We start from the raw sequence: 15,649 nt of genomic DNA on the forward strand, positions 1-15,649 counted from the left end.
TCTTGCAATCGCTGGAGAAAGCACTGAGGATATATACAGTAGTCAACAACGGCAGACGGCTTCGGCCATCGGGAGCGACGGAGAGTGGACATGAACGCGAACAAGGAAAAGGCACTGGCAGCCGCCCTCAGCCAGATCGACCGGCAGTTCGGCAAGGGCACGGTCATGCGCATGGGCGATACCGAGCGGGTTGCCATCCCGGCCATTTCCACCGGCTCCCTCGGCCTCGACGTTGCCCTCGGCATCGGCGGCCTGCCCAAGGGCCGCATCTGTGAGATTTACGGCCCGGAGTCGTCCGGCAAGACCACGCTGACGCTGCAGGTCATCGCCGAGGCCCAGAAGGCCGGCGGAACCGCTGCGTTTATCGACGCCGAGCACGCGCTGGATCCGAGCTACGCCGAGAAGCTCGGGGTGCAGGTAGATGACTTGATTGTGTCGCAGCCGGATACCGGCGAGCAGGCGCTGGAAGTTGCAGAGATGCTGGTTCGCTCCGGCGCTGTCGACGTACTCGTCATCGACTCCGTCGCCGCGCTCACGCCGAAGGCAGAGATCGAAGGCGAAATGGGCGACAGTCATGTTGGCCTCCAGGCACGGCTGCTGAGCCAGGCCATGCGCAAACTTACGGGCACCATCAAGCAGACCAACTGCCTGGTGATCTTCATCAACCAGATCCGCATGAAGATCGGCGTCATGTTCGGTTCGCCGGAGACCACCACGGGGGGTAATGCTCTCAAGTTCTACTCCTCCGTCCGCCTCGACATCCGCCGTATCGGCGCGGTGAAGGAGGGCGATGAGGTCGTCGGCAATGAGACCCGGGTCAAGGTGGTGAAGAACAAGGTGTCGCCGCCGTTCAAACAGGCCGAGTTCCAGATTACCTATGGCCGCGGTATCAATCGCATGGCAGAGATCATTGACTGGGGCGTGAAGCTCAACCTGGTTGAGAAGTCGGGCGCCTGGTACGCCTACAAGGGTGACAAGATCGGCCAGGGCAAGGCTAACGCATCGAAGTTCCTCGAGGACAATCCCGCGCTGGCCAGTGAGATCGAGACGCTCGTTCGCGATCAGGTGCTCGATATCAAGAAGCCTGCCGCAGAGGCCCCCGCCGAAGCGCCGGAAGCCGGTGAAGGCGACGACGAGGCGTAAACACCGCCTTCGCGGTGCCTCTCGGGGCGCCGCCTGACTTCAGGGTGCCGGGACCCACATCACCCACTCTCATCCCCGGCACCCTTTTTTCTTTCTCGACTATCCTTTCTTCCATGGTTGCCGCAGATAACGACACCGAGCGTAACCCCGTGGCGGCCCGCAAGGCCGCTATGGACCTGCTTGCGCGCCGGGAGCACAGCCGGCGGGAGCTTTTGCGCAAGCTGGGGCGCCGCTTCGCGCCGCAGGTGCTCGAGGGCGCTCTGGAGCAGTTGGTGCGGGATGGCCTGCAGAGTGATGGGCGCTTTGCGGAAAGCTACGTCCGTCACCGCAGCGAGCGCGGCTACGGGCCTCTGCGCCTGGTGCGGGAACTGCGCGAACGGGGGATCGACAACGACCTCGCCGACCGCGCTGTGGCGGGTGCCGATTGCGACTGGTCCCGCCTGGCACGCCGGGTGGCGGATAAGAAATTCGGCGTCCGGCCACCGGCGGATCGCCGGGAGCTGGCCCGGCGGCTGCGCTTTCTGCACTACCGCGGTTTCGACACCGGGGCCCTTGATGACCCCTGGGGCTCAGGGCTCGAGTAAGGCCCGGCGTAGTTCGCGGGCGTGGTCCTGGAGGCGCCGCAGGTTGTCAGGCCCGGTGCGCAGAAGTTGCTTGTCCAGAGGCTTCAGGCCCTCCAAGTCCTCGTCCACGTAGGCGTAAATGGCTTCCACCTTCATCACCTCGATGTCGCCCTCGGGAACGGGCAGGGCGATGATGCGGTCCAGGGCGGCCACGAGCGCGTTATCCACCTTGTTCGGCGCATAGCCCAGGGCTCCGTAGGCCGTTTCGAGGAGAGAGCGATAGTCCTGGAAGGCTGTCGCCAGAGGCTCGACCGGCGTCGCCACGATGGCGTCGACGACACCGTCGTAGCGCCGGTAGCTCATCGGGTCGATAACCGTGCGGCCGTCTACTTCGTGCACACGGAAGTCGCCACGCGGCTTCGGCAGATTGAATACCTTGGTCGGTACCACGCCGCGGCGCACCGCATCCATGGCGGCCACGCCGCGCTCCAGCAGGTTGCTGTGGCCGAGGAGCTGCGCGGGCAGACCCCTGGCGGCATAGGGAGCGAGAGCGTCGCGGACCACGGGGTCGCTGTTGTCCAGGCTGAGCGGCGGTTCCTCGGGTTCTGCCGGGGGTTCCGGCTCGGGCGCCGGTTCGTCGTCGGCTTCCCCGGTGGCGGGCTCAGGCTCCGCGGGCACCGGCCGCTCGGGGATGTCCGGGGCAACGGGTTCGGCGACGCGGGGAGGTGTGGGGTCCGGCGTTTGCGGGACGACCATCGTCGCCGGTTCTTCCGGCGGTGCGTCATCCGGGCCCAGCAGGAGCCAGGCAATGCCTGCAACGATGAACAGCGCGGCGGCAGTAACGAGGACCGGCGAGCCGCCGCGGCGGCCTGCCGTGTTGGTAAGGCGGTCATTCTGCTTGGCCTGCATCGTGTCCTCCGGGAACCCAGGGTAGACCGTGGACGTTAGCAGATTCCGGGGCTGCCGGTAACGGCCGGGTCAGTCGTCTCCGGGAGCCCCGACAACCCTGGGCGGCTGCTCCGCTTTGGCGTAAGCCATGCGCTTGGGGTCCCGGGGGCGGTAGTAGCGGTCGAGGCCGGCGAGAGCGACGGTATCGGCTGCAGCCAGGTCGACGCTGCCGTCCTCGTGCAGGCAAGCGTCGGGGAGTTCGAGAAAAACCACTTCGCCGATGACCAGATGGGTGCCGTTGATCGCGAGTGGCTGGTGGTCACGCAGGGCCATGCCCAGACGTACCGAAGCTTCTTCGACGAAGGGCGCCGGGAAGTCGTCCCGCCAGTGCTCGCCGAGGCCTACGGCGGCGAACTCGGAGACTTCCCGCGGGTAGCGCGCCGCGGTCTGGTGGGCCTGCTCAATAAAGGCTCCGCCGACGTGGTTCACCGTGTAATGGCCCGTGGCAAGAATGTTGTCCAGCGTGTGCCGGGGAACACTGTCCGGGCGCATCACCAGAGCCAGCAGCGGCGGGTTCGAGCCGAGGTGGACCAGGGAGCTCATGATCGCCAGGTTGCTGCGCCTGGCAGCATCGACGGTACCGATCAGGTTGGCGGGCTTGTAGCCGGTGATCCCGTTGACCAGGGCCGCCCGATAGCGGCGCTCCAGCGCCGCCAGCTCAGTGCTCTTCAGGAACATGGCAGCTCCCGGTGGCGCAGCCATCACCATAGAGGCGCCGGTAGCGCCAGGCTGCCCAGTGCGCGTACACGGGGTCGACGAGGCGCCGCAGCAGCGGCCAGCGGAGCCAGCCCCAGAGCCAGCCGTAGCGGGTATGGCGCCAGGCTGCCACGTTGGCGTCTGCCCCGGTGAGCCAGCGTCCGTCGTCGGTGCGCAGGTGGAGCGTTCGCAGCAACGTGTCGCGGTCCGGCTCACCGGGCTCGGGCTCGGCGTCAAGGGTGTGGATATCGCACAGGGCTAGCCCGTCGTCACGCAGGCGTTCGAGGCGGGCAATTTCCCGGGCGCAGAGGCCGCAGCGCCCGTCGTAGTAGAGAATAGCGGTCATCAGGATCCCCGGGGCGGTGCCCCGCAATGTTCGTCCTTCGGGTCGCAGCTATTGAGCCCCAGCAATGCCCAGAGGTAGCAGCGGGAAAAAATGGCGTTGGCGAAAAGGGCGAGCGCAGCGACCGCGGCCACTGCACTCAGCAGGTCGTGACTGCCTCGCGTAAAGAGCCAGCCCGTGAGGATCACGGCGCCGAGCAGGCGGAGCAGGCGTTCTATGGTTCCAAGGTTGCGGTTGATCATGTTCCCCACCGTTGCGCAGGAGAATTCATCTGTACCTACGCTGCACTGTGCCGGTCAGATGCATGCCGCGCTGCGATCGCGGCACCACCTGCGGCTGCCGCGGGCTCGGTGACCAGGCGCACGGGGATGGCGCGGGCGTAATCCGCCAGGGGACCGCGGTCGTTGAAGCCGTCGAGGAACCCGCTCCCGGGGAGAGTCCCGGCGAGGCGTGGCAGTACGCCCCCGGCCAGGTAGACGCCGCCGGTGGCGCCGAGGGTGACCGCAAGGCTCCCGGCGAAACGCCCGAGCAGCTGCAGGTACCAGCTGAGCGCCTCGTCCGCCAGGGGATCGTCGCCGGCCCCAGCGCAGACGGCGGCAGTTGTGCGCTTGCCGCCACCGAGGGCCAGATAAAGTTGTGCGATGCCATCGCCGCGAAGCACCTGCTCGGCGGTAACCGGCGCAGCGGTGGCGGTGAGGGCCTGCTGCAGCGCCCAGTCCCGCGGCGCCACCGGAGCGAAATCGGCATGGCCGGCCTCCGTGGGCACTACCTGCTGCTGCTCGCCCGGCTGGAGCACCAGCGCAGCGCCCAGGCCCGTTCCGGGGCCGAGCACTGCCAGCGGCCCCCTTGCCCCGGCAGCACCCGCCTGCAGGACGGTGCTGCCAGCCGGGGGCAGGAAGGCCAGGGCATGGGCGAGGGCTGCGAAGTCGTTGAGCAGCGTTACGCGGCGCAAGGCCAGGGCGTTTTCGAGGGCCGTGCTGTCGATGGTCCAGGGTCGGTTGGTGAGCCGGGCACGCCGGCCACGGATGGGCCCGGCGATGGCCAGGCATGCCGCCGTGGGCGCCGCACCGGGCAACGCCTGGAGGTAGCGCCGGAGCTGGTCTTCCAGCCCGTCGGCGCCGTCATTGGGCAGCTCCCGCCAATGCTCCAGCAGGGGCCAGCCGGCACCGCCGGCGGCGATGGCGAAGCGGCTGTTGGTGCCGCCGATGTCCCCGACCAGCAGGGCTCCGTCGCTATGCTCCGCCACCGCTTGCGTTTCGTTGTCTCTTCGCACCTCAAACCCCGCCACGTCAGTGACTTTTGCCGATTGACCGCAGTACCGGGCAATGGCGGACCGTCCGGGCAAGGATAACCCCGGGAAAGGTGCGCATCATGCCCCAGCTCCCCGCCACTCCCAAGCGCCGCGCTTCCCCGGTGCCCTCGCTACGCGTCACCCAGCTACAGATCAGCGCGCAGAGCAAGGTCGTCATCCGCGGCTTCGGTAATGGTGCTAACAAGCTGGTGTTCCGAGTCAGGAGCTCGCGGCCTGTCAAAGGCTGCCACGCTCAGAGGCTGCTGAGGAGCTACGATGAACCCTTTTTTTATAAGGTTTTATTCCCTTGACGATTGCCATACTATGTTTTTGGCTTCTCTTCCGGAGACAGGTCGCTTATGGCAGGTACGGCAGTTTCAATGCTTTCAGTCGCCTCGCGCAGGGGGCTACTGGCGGTCACGGCACTTTTGGCCCTGGTGGCCTGCAGTGGTCTCGATGTGACCGCCGACGGCACTGATGCTTTTGCAGCCACTCAGTACTCCCGTTACGCCTGGCGCAGCGAGCCTCCGTCGCAGCCCCGGTTCAGCAAAGACATGACCACAAGGAAGAGCCCCTCGATCCGCGCGGGTGTGGAAGAAAAAATGTCTGAACTCGGCTACCAGCGCGTCGACAAGGCGAGTGCCCAGTTCCTGCTGGAATATTTTGCCATGCCGGGCTTCAACGACGGGCAGCTGGTGTCAGGGGGTTCGAACGAGGAGCTCTACGGCAGCTCCGTAAACCGGCAAATTGACGGGGCGGCACTTGATAATGCCTATGCGCTCAGCGGCCCGGTGGAAATCGGGAAGATCAAGCTGGTGTTCTTCGATGCAAGAACAGCCGACGTCCTCTGGCGGGTCCAGGTCAGTATGGTTGTGGAGGATTCCAACCGTATCGACCACGACAAAGTTCGCGAGGCTATGCGAGAAGCCATAGCGAAACTACCGCCTGCGTCCTGAGGCCGGGTTGCCTCGCTCTATCCTGTTCTTGTCCCTGCCCCGGGCCCTGGGCTGCTGAGCGGTCGGCGCCCCGGGCCGGCTTCGGCCCGCGCGCAACCGCCACGGTGCCGGGGTTTCAGTAGCCCCGACTGAAATCGACTACATCGCTCAGCCCGATGCCCTTCCGGTAGCGGGCCAGGTTGGCGAGAAACAGCTCGACAATGGCGCCGGGATCCGTGGGCGCCGCGGTGTGCGAGGTGATGTAGAGGTTGTCCACCGCCCAGAGGGGATCGTCATCCTCCAGGGGTTCTTTCGGGAATACGTCCAGCACCGCTGCGCGCAGCTGTCCAGCGTGGAGCGCCGCCACCACTGCATCCGTCTGTACCGTACTGCCACGGCCGCCGTTCAGGAAGACAGCCCCGCGGGGCAGGGCGCCCAGTAAGCCGTCATCGACCAGTCCGGTACTTGCCGGGGTGTCCGGCAGCAGGGCCAGCAGATAGTCGCACCCCGCGGCGAAGCGCCGTAGATCGGCCAGAGCAAAGGTCTCTGCGAACGCCTCGACCGGGTTGCCATCGCGGTTCAGGCCGCGGCAGGCCATGCCGAGGACCGCGGCGCGCCGGGCCACGGCGCAGCCGATGGCGCCGGTGCCGAGGATGCCCAGGCGCTTGCCGGCAACAGTGCCGTCCGGGCAGCCCTCCCAGTGCGCCGCCCGGCTGCGGCGCAGAATCCCGCGCTCGATGGCCAGCAACCACCCCAGTACCCATTCGCTCATGGCCTGGCCGAAGATGCCGCGCACACCTGTGAGCGTATAGTCCCGCCTGGGATGATCCACGAGGGGGCGCACGCCGGCCCAGGTGGACTGAGCCCAGCGCAGGGCCGGCAGATCGTCCAGCACCTCGGCAAGCAGCGCGGGGCTGGCAAGGGCCAGGGTAGCCCCGGTGCCGCGCCGGCGGGCGCTGTCGGCATCGCTGCAGCTGATGAGCGCGAGCTCCGGGGGCAGGCGCTCTGCGAGGCGCCGTGCCAGCGCGTCGGCATCGTCTGCCAGCAGCAGCAGTGCCTCACCGCCGCCGGAACTCATGCGCTAGACCCGTTCGATGATAACCGCCGGAGCCATGCCGCCGGCAGCACACATGGTCACGAGGCCCACCTGCTTATCCTGGCGCTCAAGCTCGTCGAGGAGCGTGCCGATCAGGATGGAGCCGGTAGCGCCGATCGGATGCCCGAGCGCCATGGCGCCGCCATTGACGTTCACCCGCTCACGGTCGAGGCCCAGATCGCGGATGAACTTCTCGGCAACGACGGCGAAGGCCTCGTTGATCTCGAAGAGATCGATGTCGTCGAGGGTCATGCCGGCCTTGGCCAGAACTTTCCTCGCCGCCGGAACCGGGGCGTTGAGCATCAGCACCGGGGAATCGCCGACGTTGGCCATGGCCCGCACCCGTGCCCGGGGCTTCAGACCGTGGGCCCGGGCGTAGTCCGGTGAAGCGAGCAGCAGGGCAGCAGCGCCGTCGACCACGCCGGAGGAGTTCCCCGCGTGGTGCACGTGGTTGATAGCCAGGTCCGGATAGGCCTGCAGCACCAGGCTGCGGAAGGTGGTGCCCGCGTCATTGAGCGGGTAGTCCGCGAGGGCTTCGAAGGCCGGCTTCAGGCCCGCCAGGCTCTCGATGGTCGTATCCGGCCGCGGGAATTCCTCGTGGTCGAGGGCGAGGCTGCCGTCGGGGTTGTGCACCGGCACCAGGCTGCGGCTGAAGCGGCCTTCCGTTATGGCGCGGGCTGCCCGCTGCTGGGAGCTGAGGGCGAGCTGATCAAGGGCGTCCCGGTCAATGCCCTCGAGCGTAGCGATGGTGTCGGCGCAGAGCCCCTGGTGCGGCTGCGGGTGCTTCGCGCGCAGGTGCAGGTTATCGCTATCGATAAAGGGCGACTGGGTCGGGTCGGAGCCGAAGGTCGACATCATCTCGCAGCCACCGGCAACCACCAGGTCCTCCATGCCGCTCATGATTGATGCGGCGGCGAAGTTTACGCTGGTGATGCCGGAGCCGCAGAAGCGGTCCAGGGTGACACCGGAGGAGCGTATATCGTAGCCGGCGTCCAGGGCCGCCATGCGGGCGAGGTCACCCCCTTGCTGGCCGCGTTGGGTACTGGTCCCGAAAATGACGTCGTCCACTTCGGCGGTGTCGATGCCCGTGCGTTCGGCAAGGGCCGCGAGCACCGTCGCCCCGAGGTGCTGTGGATGCAGGTGGGCCAGCGCCCCCTTGCCTTTTTTGCCGATGCCGCGGGGGGTGCGGCAGGCGTCGATAAGCCAGGCTTCATTCATGGTCATACCCTCACTTGCCTTTCCAGACGGGGGCGCGCTTCTCGGCGAAGGCCGTGGCCCCCTCGATGGCGTCCTCGCTGGTGAGCACGTCCTTGAGCACCGCGTTCTGGCGGTCGAACATCTCTTCTGTGCTCCAGTCCTGGGCTGCTGCGATGACCTGCTTGCTGCGGGCCACCGCCAGGGGGCCGTTGGCTGCGATTTTTGCCGCCAGGGTTTTCGCAGCCTCCAGAGCTGTGCCCGGGGCGACAACGCTGTTGATGAGACCGATCTCGGCGGCACGGGCAGCGCTGATGAAGTCGCCGGTAAGGGCAAGCTCCATGGCCAGCCTCGGGGGTACCTGCTTCGGCAGCTTGACCAGGCCGCCGGCGGCGGCTGCCAGGCCACGTTTTACCTCGGGGATGCCGAACTGGCCGTCCTCGGCGGCAACGATCAGGTCGCAGCTGATGGCCACCTCGAAGCCGCCGGCCAGCGCGTAGCCCTCGACCGCAGCAATGAGCGGCTTGCTCAGCGTGCGCTCGACCAGGCCGGCAAAGCCATGGCCTTCCACCATAGGCATCTCGCCGGTAACAAAAGCTTTCAGATCCATGCCGGAGCAGAAGGTGCCGCCGGCGCCGGTAATAATGCCCACGCGCAGGCTGTCGTCGCTTTCAAGCCGGTCCAGCGCCGCGCTTACGGCCTCGGCGGTGGCCTTGTTGACGGCATTCTTCGCCTTCGGGCGGTTCAGGGTGATGACCAGGACGCCGTCCTGGGCGTCCGTCAGGACTTCCGCTTCGCTCACTGTTGTTCTCCTTTAAGCTTGTGGGTGGTCGCGGGGGATTCCGTCGTCGTTCAGTCGGGATCGCTATAGCGCTCGATAACCTGCTTGCCGAGGGCCATCATGTGGACTTCGTCCGGGCCGTCGGCCTGGCGGCACCAGCGGGCATAGCTGAAGGCCTCGGCCATCATGTAGTCCTCCGTGAGTCCGCCGGCGCCATGCACCTGCATGCAGCGGTCGATGACGGTCTGGGCCATGAGCGGCACGGCGATCTTGGCGGCTGCGATCATGTCGCGCGCCGCCTGGGCGCCGACCTCATCCATGCGCTTGCAGGCCTTGAGCACCAGCATGCGCATCATCTCGATCTCGGCAAAGCTCTGCGCGATGCTCTCACGGATGGACTGGTGCTTGGCCAGGGGCCGGCCGAAGGTCTCGCGGCGGGTTACCCGCTGACAGGCGAGCTCCAGGGAGCGCTGGGCGGCACCGACCAGGCGCATGCAGTGGTGCATACGGCCCGGGCCCAGGCGGCCCTGAGCGATTTCAAAACCGCGGCCTTCACCGAGGAGAATGTTCTCCAGGGGGACGCGGACATCGGTGAAACGCAGTTCGGCATGGCCGTGCGGGGCGTCATCGTAGCCGAGGGTGGTCAGCGGCCGCACGATCTCAAGCCCGGGGGTGCCCCGCGGCACCAGTACCTGTGACTGCTGCTGGTGCCGGTTGGCGTTGTCCGGATCCGACTTGCCCATGACGATGAAGATAGCCGTGCGCTCGTACATGGCGCCGGTGATGAACCACTTGCGCCCGTTGAGGACCCACTCATCGCCGTCACGCTCGATAGAAAGTTCCACGTTGGTGGCGTCGGAAGAAGCTACCTGTGGTTCGGTCATGGCGTAGGCCGAGCGGATCTCCCCGTCGAGGAGAGGGCGCAGCCAGCGCTCCTGTTGTGCTTCGGTGCCATATTTCATGAACACCTCCATGTTGCCGGTGTCCGGGGCATTGCAGTTGAAGACCTCCGGCGACCAGAGCACCCGGCCCATGATTTCGGCGAGGGGCGCGTAATCGAAATTACCAATGCCCTCGTGGTCACAGAATGCCGCCAGGGATGGCGGGATGAACAGGTTCCAGAGCCCGGCCTCCCGGGCCTTGAGCTTGAGCTCCTCAACGATGGGTACCGGGGCGAAGCGGTTGCTCGCGCCGGCGAGCTGCTCGGCAAAGGTGTGCTCGTTGGGGTGGATGTAGTCGTCCATGAAGGCCTGCAGCCGTACCTGCAGGTCCCGGGACTGCTCGCTGAACTCGAACATGAAGACGTCCTTGTGTGATTCGTTTTCTTTGGGTGGTCCTTGCGGAGCGCATACCTTAGCGCGGCGCGGCCGCCAAGGCCACGGTGTGATGAGCGGTCCGTCCGGTGCGACACTTGCAGTGCCCCGCCCGGGTCCCTAGGGTAGGGGGCATGTGTAGCGCTCCTCACAGGACCCGCCGGGTCTTGAGTCGGGCCCGGCGAGGCGCGCGATGAGCGCAGCTTCCTGGGATAGCGCCGTGGCTCGGGCGATCGAGCTGCGCCGGGTGCTGCATGCCGAGCCGGAGCTGACCTGGGCCGAACATGACACGGCGGCCCGCGTCCGCGCCATCCTTGACGACCTGGGGCTTGCCTGGCGACCTTGCGCAGAGACCGGTACGGTCGCCACCCTCGCACCCGACGCGCCAGGCCGACACCTGGCCCTGCGCGCCGACCTCGACGCCCTCCCGATTACGGAGCAGACAGCGCTGCCCTGGCATTCGCGGCGCGACGGCTGCATGCATGCCTGCGGTCACGACGGGCACACGGCCACGCTTGTTGCGGCGGCTTTGTGGCTGGCGCGGGTGCAGGGCGAACTTCCGGGTCCGGTGACGCTGCTTTTCCAGCCCGCAGAAGAGGGCGGTCATGGCGCCCGGCGAATGATCGCCGATGGCGCCCTCGACGACGTCGATGCCGTTTTCGGCTGGCATAACTGGCCGGCGATTCCCTTTGGTCAGGCAGCCTGCCCCGATGGGGTGGTGATGGCCGGCAATGGTACCTATCGCCTCACGCTCCGCGGTGCCGGTGGCCATGCCAGCCAGCCGGAACTCTGCCGGGACCCGGTGCTGGCCTCGGCCGCGGTGGTGCAGGCGCTGCAGCAGGTGGTGAGCCGGCGTCTCCCGGCGCAGGCAGCAACGGTGCTCAGTGTCACGTCCATCGACGCCCGCAGCACGCCGACGGTCATTCCCGACAATGCGGTGATCGAGGGCAGCTTCCGCATTGCGGACGATCGCGATCGCGCCCGACTCGGCGAACTCATGACGGAGATAGCCAGCGGTACAGCGGCGGGGTACGGCGTTGGCTGCGAGGTCGAGCTGTTCCCGCGCTATGGCCCGACCGTCAACCATGCCCGGGAGGCAGCCTGCTACCGCGGTGCGCTGGCCGCGGAGTTCGGCCCGGGGGTTTTCAGTGGCGACACGCGTCTGCCGATCATGGCGTCCGAAGACTTCAGCTATTACCTGAGGGAGCGGCCCGGTGCCTTCGCACTGGTCGGCGCCGGCGGAGAAGAAAGCTGCCACCAGGTGCCCTGCCACAGCGCCCGCTACGACTTCAACGATGCGCTTATCGCGCCCATGGCGCGGGTCTACGCGCGCCTCGTCGGCGCACCGCTGCCGGGGGCGATGCCGCCGCAGGATGACAACGCAAAAACAGAGGAAAGGCAATGAATACAGCCATGAATGCTCCGGAGGGAGCCGACGTTTTTCACCAGTGGGAGTCAGAGCTTCGCGGTTACTGCCGCCTCTATCCCACGGTGTTCAAGTCTGCGTCCAACGCTCGACAGGTCGATGAGGCAGGTAAGTCCTATATCGACTTCTTTGCGGGTGCCGGCGTGCTCAATTTCGGGCATAACAACCCGCGCATGAAAAAGGCGATCATCGACTATATCGAGGCCGACGGCGTGGCCCACAGCCTCGACATGCATACGACGGCAAAGCGCGACTTCCTCGAGGCTTTTGTCGCTACGATCCTCAAGCCCCGGGGCATGAACCACCGCATGACCTTCATGGGGCCCACGGGCACTAACGCCGTCGAGACGGCGCTGAAGCTCGCCCGCCGGGTAACCGGTCGCCAGTCGGTGGTCGCCTACACCTCCGGTTTTCACGGCATGACGCTGGGCTCCCTGGCTGCCACCGCCAACAGTTATTTCCGCAATGCCGCCGGTGTGCCTCTGGAGCATGTGCTGCGCCAGCCCTTTGGCTGCGAGAAGGTGTGCCTTGGCTGCCACAAGGGCTGTGGCATGGGCTCCGTGGAAGCGCTGCGTGGCCAGCTGGAAAACACCTCCTCCGGCCTGGAGCCGCCGGCGGCGTTCCTGGTGGAGGCGATCCAGGCCGAGGGCGGTGTGCACGTGGCCAGCGAGGAGTGGCTGCGCGCGGTAGAGAAGCTTGCCCGGGATGTGGGGGCTCTTTTCATCATCGACGATATCCAGGCCGGCTGCGGCCGCACCGGCTCTTATTTCAGTTTCGACGGCATGGGGCTGGACCCGGACATCATTACCCTCGCCAAAGGCATCGGCGGCTTCGGCACACCGCTCGCCATGAATCTGGTCAAGCCCGAGCATGACGATCACTGGCAGCCGGGTGAACACACGGGAACCTTCCGCGGCCAAGGCCTGTCCTTTGTTGCCGGTCGCGAGGCCCTCGCCTACTTCGATGACGATGTACTCATGACGGAGGTCGCAGGGAAGGGTAAGCGCATGGCCGCGCGGCTGCAGGCCTTCGCCGACAGCAGGGATCATCCCATGCAGGTGCGCGGCAAGGGCATGATGCAGGCCCTTGACGTAGGCGATGGTGCCATCACCAAGGAGGTCTGCGCGCGCTGTTTTCAGGATGGTCTGCTGATCGGTGCCAGCGGTACCGGCGGTTCCACCTTCAAACTTATCCCCCCGCTGACCATTTCCGAAGCGGATCTCGACGAGGGCCTCGACACGCTTCTGCGCAACCTGGAGGCCGTCCTGGAGGAACAATGAGACAGCGCGATGACATGACCTTTCCCTTCGAGGAGTACGAGCGCCGGCTGAGCGAGCTTCGCGGTCGCATGGCGGCCCGGCTGCTCGATGCGGTGGTGATCACGGACCCGGAAAACCTCATGTACCTCACGGACTACCAGACCACCGGGTACTCCTTCTTCCAGGCCCTGGTCGTGCCGCTCGAGGACGAGCCTTTCATGATCACCCGGCACCTGGAGGAGTCGAACATCCACGCCCGGACCTGGGTGGAGAAGACCCGGCCCTATCCGGATACGGGCGATGCGATTCAGATGCTGGTAGAGGCACTGCGCGAGTTCGGGCTCAGCAAGAAAACCGTGGGTTATGAGCGCAACAGCTACTTTTTTCCGGCGTACCACCAGGACGCCATCCACACCACTTTCCGCGACGGCCGACTTATCGACTGCTTCGGCATCGTGGAGGAGGGGCGCGTCTGCAAGTCAGCGGCGGAAATCGAGATCATGCGCCGCGCGGCCAGGGCCACGGAGGCCGGCATGCGCGCAGGCTTCGAGGCCTGCGAGGCCGGCGTTACGGAGAATGAAATCGGCGCCGCCATCTCCGCGGCCATGTTTCGCGCGGGGGGGGAGCCGCCGGCGGTGATGCCCTATGTGGTTTCCGGCCCCCGTTCCATGATCGGTCACGCCACCTGGGAGGGGCGTACCGTGCAGCCCGGGGAGCATGTGTTCATGGAGGTGGGCGGCTGTTTCCGTCGCTACCACACGGCGATGATGCGCACGGCGGTCTGCGGTGAGTTGACGGATGCCATGTACCAGGCGCAGGAGCGCATGAAGTTCGCCCTTGATGAGGTGCACGCGCAGGTGCAGCCGGGGCTGACGGTATCCGACGTGGATAACCTCGTACGCAACATCATTACCGACAATATGGTCGGTGCGAGCCTGATCACGCGCTCGGGCTATTCCATCGGTATCGCCTTCCCGCCGTCCTGGGACGAGGGCTACATCGTCAGCCTGAAGCAGGGAGATTCCCGGGTGCTGCGCGAGGGCATGACCTTCCACCTGCTGCCCTGGATGTGGGGCGTGGAGGGCGACAAGACCGTCGGCATCTCTGACACCTTCCGGGTGACCGCGGACGGGTGCGAGAGTTTCTTCACCCTCGACCGGGACTTCGTCGTGAAGCCCTCGAAGGAAAAAGCTGCCGGTAAGGCACCGTTGCGCGCAGAGAAAGCCCATGGCAAGGACGAAGGAGTTGCCCATGCAGAGAGTGATTGACCCGACCACCGGTCGCCTGCTGCGGGAAGTGCCCTACGCGGATGGGCCCACCGTGGAGGCGGCGCTCGCCGCGAGCCACCGCTGTTTCGAGGACTGGCGCCGCGCGGGTTTTGCTGAGCGCGGGGAGGTACTGCGCGCGGTCGCGGCGTTGCTCCGGGAGGATGTGGAACAGCTTGCGCCGCTCATGACCGAAGAGATGGGCAAGCCCATCCGTGAGGCCCGTGGAGAGGTGGAAAAGGCCGCCTGGGCGGCCGAGCACTATGCCGAGCATGCGGAAGCTTATCTGGCGACCCAGGTGCTGCCCTCGGACGCGAGCCACAGCTACGTACAGCACCTCCCCCTCGGTACCGTGCTCGGGGTGCTGCCCTGGAATGCGCCCTTCTGGCTGGCGTTCCGCTTCGCAGCACCGGCCCTCATGGCGGGCAACACCTGTCTGATGAAACACGACGCCCACGTGCCCGCCTGCGCGGCGGCCATCGGTGCGCTCTTCGAGCGGGTCGGTGCCCCGGCGGGGCTATTCCAGGACCTGGCCATGGATCACGCCGCCGTGGCCGAGGTCATCCGCGATGACCGCGTTCGCGCGATTTCCTTCACCGGTTCTGAGCGGGGTGGCAGTGCTCTGGCAGCGCTCGCGGCCGCCGAGATCAAGCCTGCGGTGCTGGAGCTCGGCGGCTCGGATCCATGCATTGTCCTTGCGGACGCGGACCTCGAGGCCGCCGCCGATGTGATCACCCTGTCCCGCATCATCAACGCCGGGCAGAGCTGCATCGCGGCCAAGCGCATCATCGTAGAGGAGGCAGTGCACGACCGGCTGGTCGGTCTTCTCGAGGAGCGCCTGTCGGCGCTCACGGTGGGCGACCCCCGGGAAGAGGCAACGGATGTCGGCCCCATCGCCCGGGAGGACCTTCGGGAAAACCTGCACCGGCAGGTACAGGAGACCGTTGCCGCCGGCGCCCGCTGCCGCCTCGGCGGCGAGCTGCCCGGTGGCGACGGGTTCTTCTACCCGGTAACCCTGCTGACGGAGGTGACCCAGGCCATGACGGCGGCCCGGGAAGAGACCTTCGGCCCCGTCATGGTGGTGCTCCGCGCCGCGGACGCCGGGGAAGCGGTGACCATGGCCAACGACACCCGCTACGGTCTCGCCGCCTCGGTGTGGAGCGCAGCGGGACGGGCGGAGGCCCTTGCGGCGGAGCTCGACACCGGTCAGGTGGCGGTCAACGGCATCGTCAAGACGGACCCGCGCCTACCCAGTGGCGGCGTGAAGCGCTCCGGCTATGGCCGGGAGCTCGGGCCTCACGGCATCCATGCTTTCGTCAATGCGCAGCAGGTCTGGGTGGGGCCGAAGCAGAGCGCCTAGGCGGCTGGCGTAAGCGGTCAAAGTTGGCAAAAAATG

Annotated in this window: 16 protein-coding genes; 7 read left to right on the top strand and 9 right to left on the bottom strand. The window is 66.6% G+C overall.

Annotated features, from left to right (window positions below; translation table 11 throughout):
* The first annotated feature begins 90 nt into the window (after nucleotides 1–90).
* Both recA and HRUBRA_RS02585 read left to right on the top strand, forming a co-directional pair.
* Nucleotides 91–1,143, top strand: a complete 1,053-nt coding sequence (gene recA, locus HRUBRA_RS02580; protein ID WP_035514277.1) for a recombinase RecA — start codon at nucleotides 91–93, stop codon at nucleotides 1,141–1,143.
* Between the two features lie 113 nt (nucleotides 1,144–1,256).
* Nucleotides 1,257–1,727: a regulatory protein RecX gene (locus tag HRUBRA_RS02585; RefSeq protein ID WP_201771514.1), complete on the top strand. Its 471-nt coding sequence runs from the start codon at nucleotides 1,257–1,259 to the stop codon at nucleotides 1,725–1,727.
* Here HRUBRA_RS02585 and HRUBRA_RS02590 read toward each other — a convergent pair.
* The 5 genes from HRUBRA_RS02590 to HRUBRA_RS02610 form a co-directional block, all read right to left on the bottom strand.
* Nucleotides 1,713–2,615, bottom strand: a complete 903-nt coding sequence (locus tag HRUBRA_RS02590) for a DUF3014 domain-containing protein (protein ID WP_052094305.1) — start codon at nucleotides 2,613–2,615, stop codon at nucleotides 1,713–1,715. The genes HRUBRA_RS02585 and HRUBRA_RS02590 overlap by 15 nt on opposite strands.
* Before the next feature lie 69 nt (nucleotides 2,616–2,684).
* Nucleotides 2,685–3,332: a flavin reductase family protein gene (locus HRUBRA_RS02595; protein WP_035514280.1), complete on the bottom strand. Its 648-nt coding sequence runs from the start codon at nucleotides 3,330–3,332 to the stop codon at nucleotides 2,685–2,687.
* On the bottom strand, nucleotides 3,313–3,696 hold the full coding sequence (locus HRUBRA_RS02600; RefSeq protein WP_035514282.1) for a thiol-disulfide oxidoreductase DCC family protein: 384 nt from the start codon (nucleotides 3,694–3,696) through the stop codon (nucleotides 3,313–3,315). Before HRUBRA_RS02600 ends, HRUBRA_RS02595 begins: the two co-directional genes overlap by 20 nt.
* The gene (locus tag HRUBRA_RS02605) at nucleotides 3,696–3,935 is read right to left on the bottom strand and encodes a YgaP-like transmembrane domain (protein WP_035514284.1); all 240 of its coding nucleotides are present in this window, start codon (nucleotides 3,933–3,935) and stop codon (nucleotides 3,696–3,698) included. Before HRUBRA_RS02605 ends, HRUBRA_RS02600 begins: the two co-directional genes overlap by 1 nt.
* A gap of 35 nt (nucleotides 3,936–3,970) precedes the next feature.
* Nucleotides 3,971–4,939: a glucokinase gene (locus HRUBRA_RS02610; RefSeq protein ID WP_161787588.1), complete on the bottom strand. Its 969-nt coding sequence runs from the start codon at nucleotides 4,937–4,939 to the stop codon at nucleotides 3,971–3,973.
* Between the two features lie 425 nt (nucleotides 4,940–5,364).
* Between HRUBRA_RS02610 and HRUBRA_RS02620 the strand changes: the two genes are divergently transcribed.
* Entirely contained in the window at nucleotides 5,365–5,940 is a 576-nt protein-coding gene (locus tag HRUBRA_RS02620; RefSeq protein WP_035514286.1) for a DUF4136 domain-containing protein, read from the top strand.
* 115 nt (nucleotides 5,941–6,055) lie between these two features.
* Here the strand turns inward: HRUBRA_RS02620 and HRUBRA_RS02625 are convergent, their stop codons facing one another.
* From HRUBRA_RS02625 to HRUBRA_RS02640, 4 genes are read right to left on the bottom strand one after another with little or no spacing between them, the layout of a single operon-like run.
* Nucleotides 6,056–6,997: a D-2-hydroxyacid dehydrogenase gene (locus HRUBRA_RS02625; protein ID WP_035514287.1), complete on the bottom strand. Its 942-nt coding sequence runs from the start codon at nucleotides 6,995–6,997 to the stop codon at nucleotides 6,056–6,058.
* 3 nt (nucleotides 6,998–7,000) lie between these two features.
* The gene (locus HRUBRA_RS02630) at nucleotides 7,001–8,233 is read right to left on the bottom strand and encodes an acetyl-CoA C-acetyltransferase (RefSeq protein ID WP_035514451.1); all 1,233 of its coding nucleotides are present in this window, start codon (nucleotides 8,231–8,233) and stop codon (nucleotides 7,001–7,003) included.
* A 10-nt stretch (nucleotides 8,234–8,243) separates the two neighbouring features.
* Nucleotides 8,244–9,011, bottom strand: a complete 768-nt coding sequence (locus HRUBRA_RS02635) for a crotonase/enoyl-CoA hydratase family protein (RefSeq protein WP_035514289.1) — start codon at nucleotides 9,009–9,011, stop codon at nucleotides 8,244–8,246.
* Between the two features lie 50 nt (nucleotides 9,012–9,061).
* Nucleotides 9,062–10,288 (bottom strand): acyl-CoA dehydrogenase family protein, encoded by a 1,227-nt coding sequence (locus HRUBRA_RS02640; RefSeq protein ID WP_035514290.1) that lies wholly within the window; start codon nucleotides 10,286–10,288, stop codon nucleotides 9,062–9,064.
* 235 nt (nucleotides 10,289–10,523) lie between these two features.
* Here HRUBRA_RS02640 and doeB2 point away from each other — a divergent pair, with 235 nt between their 5' ends.
* Genes doeB2 through HRUBRA_RS02660 form a run of 4 tightly spaced genes read left to right on the top strand, consistent with a single transcriptional unit; the run spans nucleotide 10,524 to nucleotide 15,613 of the window.
* Nucleotides 10,524–11,708, top strand: a complete 1,185-nt coding sequence (gene doeB2, locus HRUBRA_RS02645) for a N(2)-acetyl-L-2,4-diaminobutanoate deacetylase DoeB2 (protein WP_236629761.1) — start codon at nucleotides 10,524–10,526, stop codon at nucleotides 11,706–11,708.
* Nucleotides 11,705–13,009, top strand: coding sequence for an aspartate aminotransferase family protein (locus HRUBRA_RS02650; RefSeq protein WP_236629762.1), 1,305 nt, complete (start codon nucleotides 11,705–11,707; stop codon nucleotides 13,007–13,009). Before doeB2 ends, HRUBRA_RS02650 begins: the two co-directional genes overlap by 4 nt.
* Nucleotides 13,006–14,256 (top strand): ectoine hydrolase, encoded by a 1,251-nt coding sequence (doeA, locus tag HRUBRA_RS02655; protein ID WP_035514291.1) that lies wholly within the window; start codon nucleotides 13,006–13,008, stop codon nucleotides 14,254–14,256. The genes HRUBRA_RS02650 and doeA overlap by 4 nt, the downstream gene beginning before the upstream one ends.
* Nucleotides 14,240–15,613, top strand: coding sequence for an NAD-dependent succinate-semialdehyde dehydrogenase (locus tag HRUBRA_RS02660; RefSeq protein WP_035514293.1), 1,374 nt, complete (start codon nucleotides 14,240–14,242; stop codon nucleotides 15,611–15,613). The genes doeA and HRUBRA_RS02660 overlap by 17 nt, the downstream gene beginning before the upstream one ends.
* The last annotated feature ends 36 nt before the right edge of the window (nucleotides 15,614–15,649 follow it).

The organism is Pseudohaliea rubra DSM 19751 (assembly GCF_000764025.1).
Lineage (GTDB): Bacteria > Pseudomonadota > Gammaproteobacteria > Pseudomonadales > Halieaceae > Pseudohaliea > Pseudohaliea rubra.